This window comes from Nodosilinea sp. LEGE 07088, from assembly GCF_015207395.1.
Lineage (GTDB): Bacteria > Cyanobacteriota > Cyanobacteriia > Phormidesmidales > Phormidesmidaceae > Nodosilinea.
This window is the reverse complement of record NZ_JADEWX010000106.1, coordinates 1-21,040: the sequence shown is the minus strand read 5'-3', so window position 1 is coordinate 21,040 and position 21,040 is coordinate 1. Positions and strand designations below refer to the sequence as shown.

The window sequence follows — 21,040 nt, the reverse complement described above, 5'->3', positions numbered from 1 at the left end:
CAATGTCAGAAATATCTCTCCGGCCTCCTGAATGCACTGCTCGACGGTTGCATTAGGAAAATTAAGCAGCGTATCTAGGTGAAAGTCCATGATGTCAATCCCCCTAAACGTAACTCATTATACAATTACCACCCTGGATCCGGAAGAGCCGCTAGGCGTTGCAGCTAGTCCTTCGATGTTCAATCCACCTTTTGCTTTGGGAGGTAGCTTCTCTGCCGCCTCAAAGCCATAGTATTTTAGCCTCTCATCTTGCAATACATCCTCGATAAGTTGAGTATAGGAAACCCCAACTTTCTTGATACTTTTGCCTCCTTCGTCTGCTGAGATTATGTTGCCAAAAAATTGATGGCGCTTTGGTCTAAGTTCACCTTCACTGTTTCTTCCGTGAGATGTAATCCAGTAAATTACTCCATCAAGTTGGGCAGCGCCTTCGATATCTGCTTCTTTCTTATTGATCACATTTTGGAAATAACCATTAATGTCTATGCCAGCATCACTATGAGTACCCCAAGATACTGGTTTGCCAGACGTAGTAGAGTCGTAGATTCTCAAAATATTGTCTTCATCATTGGCAACTACAAAGTGCTGGTCATCTAGAGCAATGGCCCCTGAGGCATCGCAGATCCCCTGATGCTGTAGTTCTTTCTCAATACTAAGCTTGATGTTTTTCATGGGAAACATCGCTCCTGGTTATTAAAGGTTGGTTTGAGGGCACCTCTGGTAGCACATACTCTGCTATAAAGGATGGCGAAAGGTTAGAGGCTACTATTCGATAACTTACCAATGAGTTATCAGTCGAGGTGCCCTTTAGGTGGATCAGACTAAGGTGGGTTATTGCTATTTACAGTATTTCTCTCACAAGGACTTCCAGCGGACGATGGTATAGCCAACTGTTCCTGGATTGCCATTTGCAGTCAGCTTTGTCCAAAAGTCTTGGTATACATTTGGAGGCATAGTTTGGCAACCTGCGCTACCTGTCCTGCCATGACTCCCAGTGTGAAATAACATGTCACCAGATCCAAGAAGAGGTTCGTGATCTTCAAAGATACCGTCATGATCGATGTCGCGGATGACCGTCATAGCATACCTGGTCGGCATCAAGGCATTACCGAAACCGTTGATGCTATCTGCCCAATCTACCTTTCCTACTCCATATTCGTAATAGCCCTCCTGTAGGCGGCCTAAATCTTTCTTACCATCGTTGTTGGCGTCTTGCCCGAAAACCCTGCCTGCTGCTTTTGGATCATTGCTATCTTCAAACCAAGAAGAAGGCTCTGTATTGGACTTAAATTTAAGGCAGTGCTTACCTCCATTACTATCTTTCCAGATCATGTAAGTTAGATCGTCATAAACCCCTTTCCAGTTATTTTCCCTTGTGCTAGTCTCCTGGCGAAATGAGAGCAGGTTGCGCTTATTAGCTACATCCCTAAAGGTTCCACCATGGCTTTCGATGACCTGGCGACAGTAATCATATTTTTCAGCTTCGCTCAAGGTGTCAGCAGGTGGCGGAACATGTCTTTTAGAAATACCCGGTTCCACTGGCTTCCATTTCCGCAACTTGTCGTGGTCAAAGGCCACTTGCCAGGTCGCATCAGTGACCTCACCAGTGGGATCTAGCTTCATATCCTGCTGAAACTTTTTGGTCACGGCTACAGTTACATCATCCAGCTCTCCAGTGATGACTAACCTCGGAGCATTTTCTGGGTGGTAACCACAGCCATTGAGCAAGTGTTGCCAAGCTACAACTGATCCAACTTTATCCCGATAGAATTGTGGCTTTTCTGGTTGGACTAACTTACCGTGAATGAATCCTTTGACAGGCTGTTCAATTTCTAGCCATCCATTTTCCACCGCTTGCTTAACCACAACAAGAGTTTCATTATCTAATTGTTCAATAATCTGACTGCTCGTGTTAGGTTGAGAACGTACATTACTTGGGGGAGAGGAAACTTGAGTGTATACGAGAAACATGGCGAAAACTCCTGTTTAAGACTCTACCTTCTACACTAAATGAAAATTGGTCGGTGTACCTCAGATAAATTCCTAGAATGAATTTCCCGTGAAGGCTTCATAGATGGCAGCGGCAGTTATTGTTGCAAGCCGCGTCAAGTGTTCGTCATCATTTTTTCCTTGCATAAAGCCCAGCTCTAGTAAATGGGCTAGTGGTTTTGTATCAGCAATCCATGCAAGTTTTCCGTAATTTGAGTCTGTATGCGGTTTTGCCCATGTTCTTTCATTGGCACCATGGGATTTAAAGGAATCACGGAGAAACTTGCCAATGGCTTTGCTACCCTCAGAGTTGCCATAGTAAACGCCAAAACGGCGTGAGGCATCATCTAAGCTAAGGCCTGCTGCCGAATCGCGGTGTATCTCTATGACCCAGGCTTTGCCAAAGGCATATCTATCATTTACCCATTTGATTGAAGCTACATAGTCAAGCGCATGGGGTACAACCACTACGTCAACTCCTCTTTCCTTAAGAGCCGTAGCAATTTGGTCAGTAATAGTAATAGCCTGCTTACTTTCTTGATATCTTCTTCCCTGGTCATCACTATGAACGGCCCCAGGAGCACCGCCGCCATGCCCGGCTGCTAACACTACTACGTTGGGTTCTTTGAGAAGACGCAATGAAGATGTCATCATGATATTTTCTCCTATGCAGTTACGTGAAAGAAGTTTAGATGGTCAGTCTTGACGCTTCATCAGCTTTTGGTGCTTGATGAAGTCACTTAAACCTTTTGATCCTTGCCTACCAATAGATGCAATCTATTGGTTCATTGAGCAGACAGAAATTGCTTGAACTCAGCGACTGCGTCTTTTCTGAGCCATGGATTAATCTTTTTGTACTTTACAGGGCCGTGGTGATTAATGGTAAATCGCAGTAGTCGTGCACAATACTCAATTGCAAATCGGTGATTGCTTTTGGTTACAGTACGGAATGCATCACAATCTATTTCTGTGGAGACAGATCGCAAAAGCTGCTTGAGACTGCCATCAAAGTTCATAGAGTCACCAGAACACTGAAATATTCCAGCTTCTTCTGTGCAGGAAGTATTTGATCTCGGATTTGTTACATCCCTGCCTTCATTCCAGTCCCACGAACTTTCAAAGCCTCCAAGCACTCTCAGTGCCTCAAGCATTGCGGCTTTTCTGTGAAGAAGATCTTCCCAAGGGCCTAGTTCATTAACAACCTGCGAGTATATATCCTTTATTTCATTTCTTACAAAGATTTCATCGGGTGCTTGGCGACACCAATCTATTAGCTCATTCAAAAATTCTTCTGAAGGCTTTCCTCGGTTATAAACGCTGGCTTTGCAAGCATTAAAGTTCCTAATCATGGCTAGCTTTCTCCCTAGCAGATCTAAACAAAGTTTTCTTCGCTCCAATTGTGTCAGGGTCTCTTTAAGTGAGACTCTTGAAAACCTTGGGCGGCATAAATCACCAGGTGCTGATAAGCCAGCACCTGTTTTTGAAACAGGGAACATTATAATTAAGACCGGATTTCCAAATCAGAGCAAGAATCTAAAAAAGCTTGCTTGGCAGAAATCTTGTTTGCTTTTATACATTGAGAGAGAGATGACGCTTTTCTTGGGTAGATGAAGTGGAACCCTTAACGACAACTTTCAGGAAGCTCTTTGATGTGTATATGACGTAGAAAGCATTGTGTTTTTTGTCTCTGTTTTATTATATGCAAACTGCGTAAGTAGAAACACTTAACCTTAAGCGCTGAGTCATAAATTGCAACTTATAGACACAATTTCTATGAGATGGTTCGATACAATACCCTATTTCCTTAAACTTAGTGTGTTTGGAGTGCCATTTTTCCTTCGGAAAGGCATTCTGATAGGTGTAAAGCCCCCCGCCCGTCCCCTAGTGGGATAGAGTCAAGCTACCCTTACCTGGTAAGCTCTCGTCCCCCATTTCTCTGTTCTAGGCACCCATGGCAGCATGAAGGTCATCAAACTTCCCGCCGTTCTTCCTGGCTCGCTAGATCTACAGGCGGTAAACCAGCAGTTAAGAGCAGGCACTGCTCAACTGGATTGGAGTGCTGTCACTTCTGCGCCTGAGTCTGCGCTAACAGTCTTACTGGCTGGGCTGGATATTTCCAACGATGCCGACATCCTGGGGATCGACGGCGCGATCGCCGATACCGTCGTCGATCAAATCCTGGCCTTTAATCCACAGCGTCCCACTCAACCAGCCCCTAAAGCATCCCCCGCGCCTGCTCAACCGGGCTCTCGCCCTGAGCTGTGGACGGCACCTCCTGAAGTCGCTTCCCCAGAACCTGAGCCGTTGGATGTACCAGAAGCAGCTCCCACCTACAGTTCTGATGACGAAGCTCCCCAGGTCAGCGCCAAATCAGAGAAGTATCACGTCTTCAAGCAAGCCACCCCCGCCGAAATTCGCCGAGAGCTAGAAGAGCGCATTATCAACGATCTGCGTGGCCCAGCCCACGGGGCCGACGAGGAAGTAGACGAAGCCCACGTCACTGATCGCTATCTGGTCGGGGTTCTAGCGCCCACCATCCGCAACAAAAGCGTTGGAGTTGAGGCTGAAGCCGGAGTCGAAGACCAGCCCGAATTGCAGGACAACCTGGCCCTCGCCGACAAAGATAACGCCGAGGAAGGTAGCACCGACACCAATGTGCCCGCCACCGACAGCATGTTTCCCTCATCCATGGGGCTGACCTTTTGTGTTAGCGCTGGGGCCAAAACGCTTGAAGTCACCACCGACTGGGGCTGCTACATTCGACAGGCTAGCGAGATTAGCTTTACCGATAAGGGCAATCCCAAACAGGTGTGGAAGCGCTACCCCCTCAAGGGCTCAGTCACGCTAGATCTAGAATCCACAGGAGATATCGATGAGGTGCCGGTGCCAGATCAGGCCCCCTCCGTCTATCTGCGCGGCCAAATTCGGCAACTCCCTGACCAAGACTGGATTGTGAGTCTGTTTCTAGTCAACGGACAGCAGGAGCCTAACCAAAACAAAGATACGGCCTGGTTGTTTCAACCCGAGTTGTCGGTGCGATCGCCCCATGCCGACAACCCAGATATCTTCATCCGCAAACCCCTAGAGCAACATACGGCTGCCTTAGATCCAGCTATCCACGCCGAAAACCAGGCTATGGCCATGCTGTACCGCAACCACGTCGAATTTGTCGTAGGACATGGGGTCGGGGTTCATGCCGAGGTATCCGCTACGGATTCGACCCGAGCGGTCTGCCTGTCTACTAGCGTGCTGCCCGCCTACGAAGTGCCAGCGACCAAGCCCCCTACCGAAGAGCAGATTCCGGCCCTTGCAGGCCTGGTGCTGGATATGAAGCAGTTGGCAGAGGCCACTGACGCTGAACTGCAAACCATGCTGCGGCCCCTCACCGTCGCCTATACCACCTGGATCGAGGAGCAGGAGGCGAAGATTGGTGAGTCAGCCCAAGGGCTAGAGGAGTATCAAGCCGCAGCCGAGCGGGCGATCGCTAATTGTCGCCTGGTTCTAGACCGTATCGAAGCCGGGCTGGAGACCCTTAGAGACAACCCTCAGGCCGCTAAAGCCTTCCGATTCATGAACCAGGCGATGTGGCAGCAGCGAATTCACTCCGCCTACGCTGAGCGGCGGCGGCGGGGAGAAACGATCACCCTTGAAGCGGTTGACATTCCCGTTGGACGCAGTTGGTATCCTTTTCAGCTGGCTTTCATTTTGCTGAACCTGCCTAGCACCACCGACCTCAACCATCCCGATCGCTCCCATCCCACCGATGCTGTGGCCGACCTGCTCTGGTTTCCCACTGGGGGGGGTAAAACCGAGGCTTACCTTGGCCTCACGGCTTACACCATTGGCCTGCGCCGCCTCCAGGGCATTGTTGAGGGTCGAGACGGCCTGCACGGAGTCGCAGTGCTGATGCGCTATACCCTGCGCCTGCTAACCCTCCAGCAGTTTCAGCGGGCCACGGCGCTGATTTGCGCCTGTGAAACCATCCGCCGCGCCGATGAGAAAACCTGGGGCAGTGATCCCTTTCGCATTGGGCTGTGGGTAGGGATGCGAAACACCCCCAATAAAACTGCCGACAGCGATGAAGCCGTCAAACAACACCGGGAATCTCGACTGCGGGGCAGCGGCACCCCCCACCAGCTCACCAACTGCCCCTGGTGCGGCACCAAAATTGACCCAGGGCGCAACATTACGGTAGAGCGCTTCGAGAAAGGCAGGGGCAGAACCTTGATCAAATGCGGCGACCCCCTAGGCCGCTGTGACTTTTCTAAGGGAGACGGGTTGCCCGTGGTGGTGGTGGATGAAGAAATTTACCGACTCCTGCCCACGCTGCTAATTGCTACCGTGGACAAGTTTGCCCAAATGCCCTGGAAAGGGGAAGTGCAGATGCTGTTTGGCCAAGTCAATGGCTACTGCGATCGCCACGGGTTCCGCTCTCCGGATTTAGAAGACAGCGATCGCCATAACAAAGTGGGTCAACATCCCGCCGCCAAGACCGTTCCCCACAGCAAGCTGAGACCTCCAGACCTGATTATCCAAGATGAGCTGCACCTGATCAGCGGCCCCCTCGGTACCCTGGTGGGGCTCTACGAAACAGCAGTCGATCAGCTCTGTACCTGGCAGGTCAACGGCCAGCCTGTGCGGCCTAAGGTGATTGCCTCTACCGCTACCATTCGCCAGGCCCAGGTGCAGGTCAACAGCCTGTTTCTAAGAAACCTCAGCATCTTTCCGCCCCAGGGGCTAGACATTAAAGACAACTTCTTTTCCCGCCAGCGAGACCCTGCTGAGACCCCAGGGCGTCGCTATCTGGGTATCTGTGCCCCTGGTCGGCGGCTCAAAGCGACGATGATCCGGGTTTACCTGGCGGTGCTCTCCTCCGCCCAGAGCCTTTATGAAATCTATGGTGAGGAGGCCGACCCCTGGATGACACTGGTCGGTTACTTCAACTCTTTGCGGGAGCTGGGCGGTACTCGGCGGTTAGTGGATGACGACATCCGCACCCGCCTGGCCCGCATGGATGAGCGGGGACTCTCCAAACGCTACTTCAGAGCCATTGATGAACTGACCTCTCGTAAAGACTCCACCGAAATTCCTGCTATCCTGGATCGCCTCGAAAACCCTTTCGACCCTAAAACTGAAGCCGAAAACCAGGCCAAGCGCAAAGCCGGGGAGAAGGTCGAGCGACCTGACCCCTTAGACGTAATTTTGGCCACCAACATGATTTCCGTCGGGGTCGATGTGCGACGGCTGGGTGTGATGGTGGCCTGCGGCCAGCCTAAAAACACGGCTGAATATATTCAGGCCACCTCTCGGGTGGGGCGTACCTTTCCGGGTCTGGTGATCACCGTCTACAACTGGGCACGCCCTCGGGATCTCTCCCATTACGAGCGGTTTGAGCACTACCATGGCACCTTCTACCAAAACGTAGAAGCGCTCTCGGTCACCCCTTTTGCCCCTGGGGCGACCTATCGGGGACTGTTTGCCCTGCTCGTTTCGTTAGTGCGCCTAGCTGGGGAAGACTTTAACGGCAATGACAAAGCCTTGGCCGTAGAACGCAACCATCCCTTCGTCCAGGCGGCGATCGAGGCGATTGTCCACCGGGCTGGCCTAGTCGCCGATGCCCAGACGGCACAGAACATTCGTCGTGAGCTGGAATCAAAATTAGACGATTGGCTGTCTAAAGCCCGCACCATTGGCGGAGCCAAGCTGAAATACCAGGTCAAATCCAAAGATGGGACGACCGTCAATCTGCTGGTGCCTGCTGGACGGGGAAAATGGGAATTTTCTACCTGTCTCAATTCCCTCCGTAACGTAGAGCCCACCATCAACCTGGTGCTGACCGACCAGGCTCCCGACGACGACTTCCGCACCCCTCAGCCCTATATCGAGCCGTCATGACCGCATCCCCATACCGCTACCGCGTCGGCGAGCTGCGCCCCAGCCAGATTTTGTTTACCTATGGCATTGGCGCGATCGCAGATTTGCCCAACCTTTCGGCCATGGTGATGGGTCTAGAAGGATGGGACAAAACCCGCACCCTGGAGCTCAACGAAGAACGCCTGCTGGCCGCTGTGCGCCAGGAGTTGGGTAGTCAGGTAAAAGATTTGCGATCGCCTCCCATGCCCCCCGATCCAGATGGTAGCTTCGACCCCTTCGACGAAGCGGCCCGCATCGGTATTCCCGTCTCTCCGTTTCCGACCTGGATGGTGTGCCCTCGGTGTCGCCTGCTGGCTCCCCTACAGTCAAAATTATTTGAGCTGAAAACAAACCCCTATCGCCCCACCGAAGCCCGCTATGTTCACAAAAACTGCCCCAAGGCCAAAAAGCCGCCTGCGGTCATTCCGTCCCGTTTCCTAGTCGCCTGTGAGCATGGCCACTTAGACGATTTTCCCTGGCATTATTTTGTTCACCGGGGGCCATCGGACTGTCAGGGCTCCCTGAGGTTTGAGGAGTATGGCGTTACCGGAGCCGCCACCGACATCATGGTGCGCTGCGATGGCTGCGATGCCAAAGCCCGTCGCCTATCAGAAGCTTTTGGTGAATCGGGCAAACAGACTATGCCTCGCTGCCGGGGACGCCATCCCCACATTCGCAGCTTTGACGAAGAGTGCTCCCAACAAATGCGGGGCATGCTATTGGGGGCGTCTAACGGCTGGTTCGGCATCACCCTATCGGCCCTCTCTATTCCTATCGCCTCTAATCAACTGACCCAGCTGGTGCAAGACAACTGGGTCATCCTCGGTAAGGCAACCAGTCTAGAAATTCTTCAGGTGCTTTTGTCGGCCCTGCAAGCCACCGGCCAGCTTCAAGAATTCGCCAAATATTCCGCCGAGGACATCTGGGAGACCATCGAAGCCATTCAGCAGGGTCAAGAAGAAGCCGATGCCCAAGACTTGAAGACCCCAGAATGGGAGGTCTTTTCCCTTTCAATTGCGACCCAGAACACGAATGAATTCCAGCTGCGTCCGGTAGCGCCGCCGGTCGGCTACGAAACCTATTTCGATAAGACCGTCTTGGTGGAGCGCCTGCGTGAGGTGAGAGCACTGGTTGGGTTTACCCGAATTCAGTCTCCCGGCGACTTTGACGATACGGGCAACATTCCCTCAGAGTTTCGAGCCCCCATTAGCCGCAATGACCCGCTCTGGGTTCCGGCCACCGAAGTAAAAGGAGAGGGCATATTTTTGCAGTTTGAGGAGAACTACCTACAGTCGTGGGAACAGCAGCCCCAGGTGTTTGAACGGGGGCAACGCACCCGCGAGGCTCAAAAGCAGTGGCTGCGCACTCGCAACCTTGACCCTGCCAAAATTCCCTTTCCGGGCATGCGCTACATGCTGATGCATTCCTTTGCCCATGCCCTAATGCGGCAGTTGGCCATCGAATGTGGCTACAACGCCGCCAGTCTACGGGAAAGAATCTATTCCAAAAGACCGGAGGATGACAACGGCCCCCAGGCGGGTGTTTTAATCTACACCGCTGCCCCAGACAGCGAAGGTACCCTGGGCGGGCTGGTTAGCCTTGGAGAACCCAAAACCCTGGGATACCACATCACTCAGGCGCTGGCGGGTATGCGTCTTTGTGCCTCTGACCCGCTCTGTGCCGAGCATAAACCCCACCAGGGCACTCCCTCTTTCCATTGGGCCGCCTGTCATGCCTGCCTATTTAGTCCTGAAACCTCCTGTGAACGGGGAAACAAGTATTTAGATCGCTCCCTCTTGGTGGCGACTTTTGCTGACAAAACCCTAGCCTTTTTCCAGGACTGATCGGTGTTGTCTCCCCTGCTCGACAAAATTCACCGTGCCGTTGGCCTGCTGCCAGCGCCCCTGCTGAGGGATTTTTCAGGCCGCTTGACCGCAGCCAATTCTTCCTATAGTGAGGTTCTGGTCAGCATCATTCTCCAATCTGTCAACAACCCTCGCCTGCGGCGGAGCGTTCAGGATGTGCTAAACGCTTGGCGAGACGATAGGTCGCTGAACTGGGGTAGTAGCGAGTTGGCGGCAGCCATTACCAGTGCAGCCTATGCCGTTCAATCTAGCCAGCGAGAGCTAGCGGTCGATCTGGTGTGGACTGGGCCAAGCACCTCTAGCCTGGCGATTCGGCGCACGGATCAGGTTCTGCTTCAGCTGATTCAAGACTGTCACCACGATTTGACCCTGATTAGCTTTGCCATCTACAAGGTTCCGGATATCGTCCAGGCGCTTACGGTCGCCTTGGATAGGGGCATTCAACTGCGCATTCTGGCAGAGACCCCAGAATCGGGAGATGGCAAGATTGCCTACGGATTACAAGCCACCTTTGGGCGCGACATTCTCCAGAGAGCACAGGTCTTAGTATGGCCGAAGGAAAAACGCCCCATTGGCGCAGACGGTCGCTATGGGTCGCTACATGTCAAAGGGGCGATCGTAGATGACCATTGTCTCTTCATCAGTAGCGCCAACCTGACGGAATACGCCCTCTCTTTAAACATGGAATTGGGGGTGTTGATCCAAAGCGAGGTCTTGGTTACCCAACTGAAAGGGCAGCTCGAAAGTATGGTGCGGGAGAAAGTAATTGTTCCATTGCGATCGCCTGCTTGACCTTACTTCAGGTCTCCGTCCAGAGCAGTCGCAGCTTTTGGCTAAAGGTGCCTCGGTCAATGCGTCGCTGCATCTGGCAGGCCAGTACCTGGTTTCGCTGAATGCCATATACGCTCATCGTGGCGTCAATCACCTCCCACAGATCAGCGAGTTCTGTCACTAGGGTGTCTTCACCGGCTTCAGCCGCCTCCTGCGCTTCTTCGATAAGCTTTTGGCGTAGGGCTTGGCAGTAGGCGGCTTGGGTCATCGGTTCAACGCCAAACTTGACTTGTTGGCTTTCTAGGATTTCGGGGATGCGATCGCGCACCAGCTTGTTGTATTCTTTGCGCACCATAAACTTAGATTCCTCTCCGGGCGGATAGTAGAGCAGTGTGTAGTCGCGATCGGCGGCAGCGCGACGCAGCACCCGTAGACATTCTTCCGCATCAGAGCGGCGACGAAAGCGATTGACCACCACCCGCTGCATGTCGGGCAGAAAGCGCACAATCGCCCAAACATGGAATGGGCTGATATTCATGCTGTAATAACTTGAGCCAGGGCAAATTGAGATGAGACACTAATTCTCAGTGCCTCTCCGGTGCTTAAGCCTGTTTCATGGCGAAACTAGAAATCAGTTTCTAGAAATCAGGCTCATTTGTCAACCCTATTTCTAAAAATCAATTTCTACATGCCCGCTAGCCTGCCTGATCACTCTTCCCCGCATACGCTTAAGCATCTGAGAGAGCGAGCTGGTCTCTCTCAAGAGGCCTTGGCCCGCATCGTAGGGGTCAGCGGCAAGACCGTGAGCAATTGGGAGCGGGGCATGAGCGTGGCCAGCCTCACCGTGCCGCAGATGAAGGCGCTATGCGATGCCCTAGGCGTAACGCTCAGTGAACTGCCCGACAACTTTAGTTCTTAACTGCCTACCTCATGGACAGGCAGCACGATGAGTCTTTGTTCATAACTGTTCCTGGATAGATAAGGTACACCTTGGCTTGGGAAATTATTGAAAACTATTGAAATAAACAAGGCTTGATCAACTGACCTGTCTCCCACTCAAGTGAGAACCGTTATATTAGAGCCAAGGAAATTCGAGGAGATTTAGTCTTACTCTTTTTGCCTACGGCGAAGTCTCCTTCTAGGTGGTCTCAAGGACGGAGTACTTTTGAATGGCCTTCGGTCAAGGGTTTCCAGCGCAGCTTGAGTTTCTCGTAGGTTTAAATCTAAGAGACTCTCGAAAAGCTGTAACCCAACTTCTCGATAAGCCACTCGGCGATGAAGTTGGATTGAAATGGTTGTAAGGCTTTCTGCGATAAGGGCAGTTGGCTTAGCGGGATTGGTCAGTTCGGAACCAATTGCAAGCAAGTTACTACAAATTTCGACAACGATTTGAGGATTGTATTCAACAAGATTTTCCTCTTCAACGATATCAATTAAGTCATTAGCAGATTCGAGGAGAATCTCTTGATTTTGGCAAACAGCCTGAATTATCTGTGACGTTCCTGAATCCAACCTGAAATTATCACGATTCCAGCGAAAGAAGTTAGACACTGCACGTTGAATAGATTTATTTGAGGAATTTGCGAGAGTGCAAAGAATCTCTACCGAAATTTTCCGACATCTTCTCTGAGACCATAAGTGACTTGCGGCATGAGCAAGGCCGCAGAGAATAGTGTCGTTGCTTTGGTCTCTCAAATGTTGTTCAATTCTATTTTTCGACCACTCGTCTTGATATTGCAGATGCTGAATTAATAAAAGCTCGCCGTATGCTTGCAGAGAAAAATTTGAAGCATGATTTTCAAGTAAATCTAGCCAGGTCTGTACGGTTTCTTTTGGTTCAAACCAGCCAATCGTATGTGATATAAAGTATAGAGCCCAAGAATATTGGAGAATTTCTGGGCAGTTACGAATTACCTGATCAAAGAGAACTGTCGCCTCTTCTCGATCACCATTCAGCAGAGGTGGCATACGCTGCAAAATATCAACCCATACGGCTGGATGTGGCTCTTTGCCAATCTGGGACTTAATGAATGTTGCCCAACCTTCTAAATCTGGTGGTTCTTGGTTGAGATGTCCTTCCGCGATCGCACGAACAATATTACCTCGGCCATGGGGCAAAGTGTGGGAGGAATGCACATTAAATAAAATAGGTGATCGTGAATTAGAACGACGAAGTTCTCCACTTCTATGATGCTCTAACTCAGGTTTAGAATGCTCAAGCAACCACCTTTCGAGTAAGCCTAAGGTCGCCTTTGACAACCCTTGGTCTCGTTTAGCAATTTTCTCTAGAGCAGAGGCCGTTTCTGAACGGAAGTCCTCAGATGAGAAGCCACGCTGATCAAGTTCTTCAATAATGCGAACCAGTTCATTGGCAGGAAAATTAGTTCCTGCTAAATCTTCTACAGCATCTCCGACATAGCTTTCGTGTTTCTGAGGTTCGAGTTTGGGCAGAAGTCTGAGAAGCCGTTCCGGGTTATCCTTAACTAACTCACCAAATTCACGAGATTGCTGAACTGCTCCACCTGCGCGAGAAATTCCATGGGAAGAGCGGCGTTGTGGATACCCCCACTCTGTTTGGTCAGGCAACTCATTAAAAAGATTTAAGAGATGATCGTCAGACGCACGACTCATTTCTTCTTTGGTCATGCGTGCTCCAATGAAACCAGTTTCCATAAAGTTGTTTTCTTTGTTCCAGTCAAACCAGGGAAGGGCACGATTTTCCTCTTCTATGAATCGCTCTAGTTCTGGCTGACGATTGTCTTTGGGAATAGCAGTTAAAAGAGAAAGTCGATGCTCTCGATTATATTGTAAGCATCTACGACGAAGATCTATATCATCAATATCGCTTGATAAATAACAGGTAAGTTGCTTAATGGCTATTTCAAGCTTATCTCTATCATCTGGCTGCAAGCAAGGAAAGATTGCTGAAATTAAAGTTTCGGTTTCAGTGGCACGATCGCTACTAGTTTGACCACCCAAATTCAATCGTCTTTCATCAGCTAATAAATAATTTAGTACTAACTGAGGCTCTTGTTCAGCAATTGTCTCCAATCCATGGGCCAGCAAACGATGGATAATCAAAAGCTCTGACTTTTCGTTTTGTTCAAGAAATGCAATGAAAGAAATTTGGCTTTCTTTAGCTAGCTGCTTAATTGCTGCTAACAGTGACTGAATGATTTCACTTCTTAAGAACTTGAAGTCCCCAATTCTATCCTGAAGGTAGCTAACCACAAAACTCCTTCTTTCATAAGCAAGTAGTTGGACAGCCTCTATAAACCAAGGCCACATAGAATTGAGGAAGCCTTGAGGATTTGCTTCAGCAAACTTCTCAATTTCATAAAAGCGGCTATCATTGTCAAATAGATCGAGTAAAGGCTCCAGAGGATTATGCTGATAGTCATGAATCACTCGTTCAGTCTCGTCAGCCTCTGGTGGTAACGCTGGAGGCTCTATTTTGCTAGCTTCAATTGCTTGAGCTAAAAGGTAGTCAAGATGAGAACGAATCACCTTGGCAAACTGATCTGGAAGTGTTTCGGCAATCTTTTCAGCGATTGATGCCACTGTATGCCAGTCTAAATAATTGCGTTGAATAACTTGCTGTACCAGCCCAACTCTTTCAGGGGTCCAGTCACTAATATCCCAGATAATACGGAGACTGAGTGGATCGTGCGTTGGGTCTTCCAACCAGTAGTCTTCCAGCAACTGCCAGACATCCTCTGACGCAAAATTGTTTGCAACAGCCAGTAGATTAGAACAGTACAAGGCTTGTTCAGCAGGCTTCTCTAGCCACTGAGTAAATTCTGGGCAATTGCATAATCGCTTGAACCATCCTAGACTGCCAACCATGGCGTCTAAGACTTTAATGCCCTCTAGTTCTAAATTGAGCAGAGGGATCATCATCACGGCTTCAACAGAATTAGGTTCGCGCTGTGCTCCCACAAACCCAATCAACAAGGAACGAATATGGGGTCTCACTTGCTCTTGATAAGTTTGAAGCAAATTGGTGAGTTGTCTTTGATACTGATGGAGGGCAGTACCCCGCAGATAGTTCAAGCCCCTAAGGAGAATGGGTCGGACAAAGAGGCCATCTTGTCGATCCAGAACTAATTCTGTCAGGGACTGGGTACCACGGGCAAAAGAACGGGCTAGAGTATGGTCATAGTAGGTCTGATGTCGGAAGCCAATGGTGCTATTTTCTGGATTAGAGATCAGTAGTCCGACTTGCTCCAGAGCCTTCCAAGCTGCTGGATTTTTGTCGATAAATGCTCTGGGCACCCACAAGATCTCGTCTTCGGTCATTTCATTAGCAAGCTCTTCCAAAAAAGCTACGCATTGCTCAGGTTCCGACTGCTTCAGAACTCGTTCTTCCCAGAGACGGTCAAGCAAGTTCTGGGAGGACGTAAACAGCTCACCTGGCTGCGCTATGTCCAGAAAGATATTCAGATGAAGTGGGGTTTGCAGTAGTTCACGGAGAGACTCGCCCATCTTTTCTGGTTCATGTCCTGCTATTTCCAAAATGGGTGACATCTTCTCCCATGGAAGGAGAGACAAAGTCATCTGCTCAATTCCTGCAAGACGAGCGAATTGTGAGCCATAACGGAACTCAAACTCTCGGCAGGTTGCGACAATATGAACGTTCTTACTTTCAGACAGTCTCTGAATCAAGGCTAAGAGCAGGGTTAATCGTTCTGATCTGCGATCTAGTAGCTCAGAAACGGCGTCCAACTGATCAATCAGAACGACGATAGGCTCTTCGCTCGCGATCGCATAAATGGCTTCGTCTGGAGGAAAATCTAGTCGCAGGTCTCTTTGCAAGTCTTCAACCGATTGGATACTGCCACTCAATTGATCGGCTTTGATAGCTAGGACGGCATGGTCTTGGCTAATCAAATAATTGCCCAAAGCTGCCATCAGAGCAGACTTTCCTGACCCAGGCGGCCCTAAAAGAATCGTTGTTGAAGATTCGGCTGTTTGAATGCGGTTTAGCAGCTCATTGAATTCAGGGCGTTCGATTTCTTCATCATTAATGAGTGTACGCTTCCAGTTCAATAAGCCTTTTGAAGCTAATGCTATGCCTTCTTTGAGTTTGCCATACTGCGCTGGACTGAGGCCAAAAGATTTTGCATCCCCAAGCTTGGCCAGAAGCTCAAAGGCAAAGGCACTGGCATGTTTGGCTGCGATAACTCTGGCCGCATGGGAATTAATAGTAACTTCTTGGTCAATAACATGAGAAATCCCTCGAATTATCAAGGCGTTGGTGTTGGCATTAGCGTGGACAGCTCTAAGCACGCCATATCCTGAAGTATCGACTGCTAGCGCATCTCCGTAGCTTGCTTGCAGGAGTTGATACGTTTCAGATTGTGTGGAGGCAATTTCTTTTTCGCCAGCTGCGATCACCCCGACAACGGCTTTAGATGTCCAGTTCGCTCTCTCTTCTTGGATGCGCTCCAGCCAATCGTCTTGTCGGGCTGTAGCCTTTGCCCTTTGCTCCAGAGGATAGCTAGCTAAACCAACTTCTGGTCGGGTTGAGAAGCCGGATTCGGTTTCCTTGCCAGATTCATAACCGTATACTTTGATCCCAGCAACAACATCCCCGGCATTGACATCCTTGAGCCCAGTTGCCACGCCCACGGATAGGACAATATTGGGTTGCCAATGAGCGATCGCTCGTTCAGTCTCCAATGCTGCATCAGTATTGCCTGGAGCTATTTCAGCGAGCGCGACTTCCCAAGTTTGCTCATCGGTTGAAAACTTTCCGTACCCGTATACCGTCCCTTGCGAATGAGTATTTTCTTCGAGCTCTGTCAAATAAGCACGAACTGCATTGTATTCATCGGGATGCGATGTCAGGATAATTGCACGTGGCATCCGCTAATACCCTTGTATTAAATCTATCCACCCATTATGGCAAGACTATAAGGAACTGCCCACCTTTGTTCATCGTCACCATTCGAATAGATAGGGTCTGAGCCTCGTGATTGTCTCTTCACCAAATCCCCTACTTGCCCAAAGACTCGGACTTCCTTAGATGATTGAAAACTTCCTCGATATTATGGGCTTGAGATGCTAGTGAAGTATATGGCATAAGTTTGATCAAGAAGATGGATTACTCTTCTCCTAAATCTGCTAGTGCAGCTTCAACTTCACTGAGAGATTCTTCTGTTTCTTTAACTCTTTCTTGCCGGCCTAAACGCTCAAAGTTATCGAGAGCCTGCTTCAGCCAGTTCTGAGCTTCTTTTAACTTACTCTGTTGTCGGCGGATCGAAGTGATTGTCTTAGCAGAACGCTGTTCTAGCAGCCCATAGCCTCGATAGCACCATGCAACTGTGTGTGTGCGCCCTAAAAAGCGTGCAATATTCAATGCTTCGTCAAATCTCCTTCTAATTTCCTCGATAGGTTTTTCCGCAAGCCATATTTCAACATGACCGAGGTTTGCTGCACTAAAAGCGATGAGGGCATCTCTATTAGCCCATTGGCTATTTTGAGCATTTGCTAAAACTTTGGAATAAAGTTGTTGTGCGAGTGTATAGTAATGGCGGCTCTCTCGTGTGTCCTCAATACTATCTTTCCAGTGACCCATATCAACAAATAAGTCTCCTTGATTAGAGTCAACAAGAGCTATTGCATAGTCTGGCTCCTCAAAAGTCCAAACAGCACTTTTTTGATCAATATACTGCTCTAATAATTTCCTGGCTTCGTCGTGGCAAGTATTAGCTTGCATAAATAGTTCTTCGGCCCTAGAAGTATTCTCACCACTTTCGGAAACGCGTTTGTATTCCTCCACAGCTTCTCCATGAGCTATCAAGGCATGAAGCTGAGAGTTCTTAGCTTGATAAAAGTCTCGAAGAGGATTTTTAATAGCAACTTTATCAAGATGTTCTTGTGCCTTAATTAAACATCTCTTGGCATCCTCGTAATTATTTTGACGACTGTAAACCCACCCTGCCCAAAAAGCTAATTCCCAAGAGCTTTCATAGTTTTTATTCGATGCCTCATATTCAAGTTCAGAGGCAGAACTGCAAATTTGAATTCGTGTATCCCAAAATCCCCTCTCAAACAAAAAGTGGTTGAGATTTTCAACAATCCTAAGCGTACTACTCATTTCACGCTGATTTCTGCACCACTCAAAAGCAGCTAAACAATTTGGCAAGTCTTGCTCTAATCTATCATAATTAGATAATTCCAAACCTGGCTTCCCAAATTGCTCCATTAAGTCGGAAAAGTACCTTACAGCTTCGCTGTACATGGCATTTTTGAGAATTTGATCTTTATTAATTTCTGCTTCGGCAAAACTTCGAGTTAAGGGATGTATAGAACACCGAAGCTCATCACCACCTACTTTATTCCGGTTTGGAATGAGTAGGGACATTCTAATAAGATTACTAATTTCAGGTTGAAAGTCATTGGAAGGAACCCCACTAATTCTTTGAATTGCTTCTTCTGATGCGGGAGCAGCGAAGAAAGTCATACTCATAAGGATTCTGTGAGCGCTATCATCTAACAAGTTCCAAGAATTGAGGAAGAGGTTTGCAAACAATAAGTTTATCCATGACTCTTTGCCCGTTTCTTCAGGAAGATTCCTTCGATTTTGGTCAGTTAGGCTCCTTGATACACGAGTGAGAGGTATACCTTGAACAAGTTGACCAATCATCAAGCTAATTGCAAATGGGAGACCATCAGTCAATTCTTGAACACTTCGAACTTCTTGCTCTGTAAATTCATGGTTAACACCGCGCGTTTTTCCTGCCACGCTTAGCATTTCACTGGTTTGATTTATATCAAAACCTTCCAGAGTAATCACGTATGACTCTCTTGGCCAAAAATATCTTGTTGTGATCAGAACCTTGCTTGGGTGGTTGACGTTTTCGGCAATAAAGTTATCGACTTGTTTATCACCAATTCTTTCAAAGCTATCAACAATTAAGAGGTATGGTTCCTTTGAGAGAAGTTCGGAAACCTGTGCTCTTTTTTGATTGATGGTAAGTTGATCTGATCGATAACCTATACTTCTAAGAAAAATTTCCAGCAAATCAGTTAAACTAATTGGCCTGTCATTAGCAGATACCCAAATAACTTTCTTGAAGGAGTTTTCAACTGCCCTTGCTGTTTCGATAGCTAAGTATGTTTTGCCAACGCCTCCCATGCCTTGAATCACAATATTTTTAATATATCTCTCTGAAGACCTTAGTAATCCTTCAAGTCTTTCTCTCTCTCTTGGTCTATCAATAAAAAGGCCGGGAGATGGAATGCTATATTCGGAGAATTCAACGTCAGAAGATGCCTTGTAGTCAATGAGGTTTTCTTCTAACTGCTTGATTTCACGTTTTAAGTTTCCATACTCTATCAATAGATGTTCGGCGCAATCATGCAAGCCGCCCTGACTCTCAATATCTAAAGCTAACTTCTTCAGAAGATTCTTTTTTGATTTTAGCTCTTTGCTAATAATTTCCTTGCTGCTCATTTGGCCCTGTTGATAAGGTGTTGGTGAAATTTGATTTTCCAAAGACTCTGAACCAGAATTGTCTTTCTTGCTCGATTCTCCATTTTTTTGTTCTATGACTGTTTTTCTGGCTTCTTGTCCAAGACCTACATCATTTCCTCTGAAGAGTTCAGAATTTATATTTTCCTGACTCTCGTTTATGGAATTTTCGCTAATTTTCTTGGCAAGAAGTTCAAAGGCAAAGGCACTAGCATGGCAGGAGGCAATTTCTTGATAACCTTTATGGTCTGCCTCAGTTTTATTGTCGATCAGGTCGGAGATGCCGCGAATGACGAGGGCTGAAACCTGCTGACTGGCACGCGCTGCATCCAGGAAGCCAAAGCCTTCCATTTCTACGGCAACTGCATCGCCATAGTTGGTGCGTAAAAACTGAAAGACCTCCGATTTGACAGAGGCGATGACCTTTTCTCCGGCTGCGATCGGGGCCACGAACACGTTGGGCGTCGGGGCAGGGGCTGAGGGCAATCTTTTTAGCCAGTCGGCTTTGCGAGCTTCGGCGCGGGCGCGTTGTTCGAGGCCGTAGGTGCTCAGACCCACTTCAGGGCGAGGTTTGAAGGTTTCTTCGGCTTTGCCAGATTCGTAGCCGTAAATTTTGGTGGAGGCGACGACATCACCAAGGGAGACGTCTTTGATGCCGCCAGCGACACCAACGAAGAGGATGACGTTGGGGTTGAAGAAGGAGATGGCCCGTTCGGTCTCCAGGGCTGCGCCAGAGTTGCCTGCGCCGATCTCGACGATATTCACATCCCAGGTGTGCCCGTTCGCCGTGAACTGACCCTGCTCGTAGATAGTGCCTTGGGGGTGGATGACCTCTTGAGGATTGGTGAGGTGTGCCCGAACGGCCTGATACTCAACGGGGAGGGCAGTCAGTATCACGGCACGGGGCATCGGTGAATCCTCAGAGTCGCCTAAATACTCACTATTTTGGCGGTTATTTTTAGATTTGCCCAGACTCTAGAGAATTTCTTTGACTTCGGAGGGTTTTGGTGGGACGAGGGGCCAGAATAGAGGGTAGTTGTGGGCTGAGTAGGTTGGACTATGAGTGAGAAGGGAGCTTTGCTGGAGGTGCTGCTGGCTGAGTATAACTGCTTAAAGTCTGAGCAGGCGCAGCGGATTGGCTTTCGAGACAATTTGCTGTACGTGACGCTGGGGGTATTTGGGGCGGTGGTCTCGTTTGCGGTTTCTGCCTCTGGCAATTACTACGCCTTGCTGGTGATTCCCTGGGTGTGTGTGATTTTGGGCTGGACGTACATTGTCAACGACGAAAAGATTTCGTCGATTGGCCGGTACGTTCGCTACGAACTGGCGGCTAAGGTGAAAGCATGCACGGGCAACGATGCTCCGGAGACCCTCTTGGGCTGGGAGGTGGCCCACCGGGACGACAAACACCGCAAGCGCCGTAAGATTCAGCAGTTAATTGTGGATGAAATTACGTTTGTGTTTTCGGGTTTGATTGCATTAGGGGCATTCTGGTTTATGGTTGCCAACCCACCTCTAGGAGTAACGTTTCTCTCCTGGATAGAGCTTTTGCTTCTCCTTGCTTTGGGCGTGGAGATATTTATTTATGCCGATTTTGGGCGAGGGCTTTGAAGCACAAAGAGTGCTTTAAGTGCTAGATACCGTTCGCTTCCAGGTAGGCTTTAATCCCCGCATCCAGATCCTGAAGTGCAGCCTCCATGCTGGGATAACTGTCTTCGCCTTCATAAACAGTGCCGCCTAAATCGTAGGCTCGGACAAAAGCAGAAACCATCTCATTCTGCCCAACTTCGATCCAACCAATTTCTTCAACAAAGCGATGAATAGTGGGATATTGCTCTTCAAAGGTTTTAGGTTTTTGCATTGGGGCTTTCTAATTTGAGCACCTAATATCGATTAAGTAGCTAGGCGCAATTAAATATAAAACGTTCCAGTGGGTAATCTCCGGTTCTACTACGTGCCTCCATGCCCTCAATGACGGTCATGGCCAGGTCATATTCGTTATCAAACATCTGCCCGGCAATCT

Annotated in this window: 13 protein-coding genes; 5 read left to right on the top strand and 8 right to left on the bottom strand. The window is 48.9% G+C overall.

Annotated elements, in window-relative coordinates:
• Nucleotides 1-117: 117 nt before the first annotated feature.
• From IQ254_RS20130 to IQ254_RS20115, 4 genes are all read right to left on the bottom strand, one after another.
• Complete coding sequence (locus IQ254_RS20130; RefSeq protein WP_193967948.1) at nucleotides 118-672, bottom strand: DUF3616 domain-containing protein; 555 nt, start codon at nucleotides 670-672, stop codon at nucleotides 118-120.
• A 183-nt stretch (nucleotides 673-855) separates the two neighbouring features.
• Nucleotides 856-1,971 (bottom strand): peptidoglycan-binding protein, encoded by a 1,116-nt coding sequence (locus IQ254_RS20125; RefSeq protein ID WP_193967947.1) that lies wholly within the window; start codon nucleotides 1,969-1,971, stop codon nucleotides 856-858.
• 72 nt (nucleotides 1,972-2,043) lie between these two features.
• The gene (locus IQ254_RS20120; RefSeq protein WP_193967946.1) at nucleotides 2,044-2,643 is read right to left on the bottom strand and encodes an N-acetylmuramoyl-L-alanine amidase; all 600 of its coding nucleotides are present in this window, start codon (nucleotides 2,641-2,643) and stop codon (nucleotides 2,044-2,046) included.
• Between the two features lie 131 nt (nucleotides 2,644-2,774).
• Nucleotides 2,775-3,485 carry a hypothetical protein gene (locus IQ254_RS20115; RefSeq protein WP_228040913.1) on the bottom strand — a complete coding sequence of 237 codons (711 nt, stop codon included), beginning with the start codon at nucleotides 3,483-3,485 and terminating at the stop codon, nucleotides 2,775-2,777.
• 463 nt (nucleotides 3,486-3,948) lie between these two features.
• Between IQ254_RS20115 and drmA the strand changes: the two genes are divergently transcribed.
• From drmA to drmC, 3 genes are read left to right on the top strand one after another with little or no spacing between them, the layout of a single operon-like run.
• Entirely contained in the window at nucleotides 3,949-7,884 is a 3,936-nt protein-coding gene (gene drmA, locus IQ254_RS20110) for a DISARM system helicase DrmA (RefSeq protein ID WP_193967945.1), read from the top strand.
• Entirely contained in the window at nucleotides 7,881-9,746 is a 1,866-nt protein-coding gene (drmB, locus tag IQ254_RS20105; RefSeq protein WP_193967944.1) for a DUF1998 domain-containing protein, read from the top strand. The genes drmA and drmB overlap by 4 nt, the downstream gene beginning before the upstream one ends.
• Before the next feature lie 3 nt (nucleotides 9,747-9,749).
• Nucleotides 9,750-10,559, top strand: a complete 810-nt coding sequence (drmC, locus tag IQ254_RS20100; RefSeq protein WP_193967943.1) for a DISARM system phospholipase D-like protein DrmC — start codon at nucleotides 9,750-9,752, stop codon at nucleotides 10,557-10,559.
• A 7-nt stretch (nucleotides 10,560-10,566) separates the two neighbouring features.
• On the opposite strand, the gene IQ254_RS31675 is transcribed toward drmC, so the two are convergent.
• Complete coding sequence (locus tag IQ254_RS31675) at nucleotides 10,567-11,076, bottom strand: nucleoside triphosphate pyrophosphohydrolase (protein ID WP_228040912.1); 510 nt, start codon at nucleotides 11,074-11,076, stop codon at nucleotides 10,567-10,569.
• Between the two features lie 150 nt (nucleotides 11,077-11,226).
• Between IQ254_RS31675 and IQ254_RS20090 the strand changes: the two genes are divergently transcribed.
• The gene (locus IQ254_RS20090) at nucleotides 11,227-11,457 is read left to right on the top strand and encodes a helix-turn-helix transcriptional regulator (RefSeq protein ID WP_193967942.1); all 231 of its coding nucleotides are present in this window, start codon (nucleotides 11,227-11,229) and stop codon (nucleotides 11,455-11,457) included.
• 188 nt (nucleotides 11,458-11,645) lie between these two features.
• Here the strand turns inward: IQ254_RS20090 and IQ254_RS20085 are convergent, their stop codons facing one another.
• Nucleotides 11,646-16,406, bottom strand: a complete 4,761-nt coding sequence (locus tag IQ254_RS20085) for an AAA family ATPase (RefSeq protein WP_193967941.1) — start codon at nucleotides 16,404-16,406, stop codon at nucleotides 11,646-11,648.
• Nucleotides 16,407-16,644: 238 nt separating this feature from the next.
• The gene (locus tag IQ254_RS20080) at nucleotides 16,645-19,926 is read right to left on the bottom strand and encodes an NB-ARC domain-containing protein (RefSeq protein ID WP_193967940.1); all 3,282 of its coding nucleotides are present in this window, start codon (nucleotides 19,924-19,926) and stop codon (nucleotides 16,645-16,647) included.
• A 150-nt stretch (nucleotides 19,927-20,076) separates the two neighbouring features.
• Between IQ254_RS20080 and IQ254_RS20075 the strand changes: the two genes are divergently transcribed.
• On the top strand, nucleotides 20,077-20,628 hold the full coding sequence (locus IQ254_RS20075; protein WP_193967939.1) for a hypothetical protein: 552 nt from the start codon (nucleotides 20,077-20,079) through the stop codon (nucleotides 20,626-20,628).
• A 22-nt stretch (nucleotides 20,629-20,650) separates the two neighbouring features.
• Here IQ254_RS20075 and IQ254_RS20070 read toward each other — a convergent pair whose 3' ends face one another.
• Nucleotides 20,651-20,878 (bottom strand): hypothetical protein, encoded by a 228-nt coding sequence (locus IQ254_RS20070; RefSeq protein ID WP_193967938.1) that lies wholly within the window; start codon nucleotides 20,876-20,878, stop codon nucleotides 20,651-20,653.
• Nucleotides 20,879-21,040 lie beyond the last annotated feature (162 nt).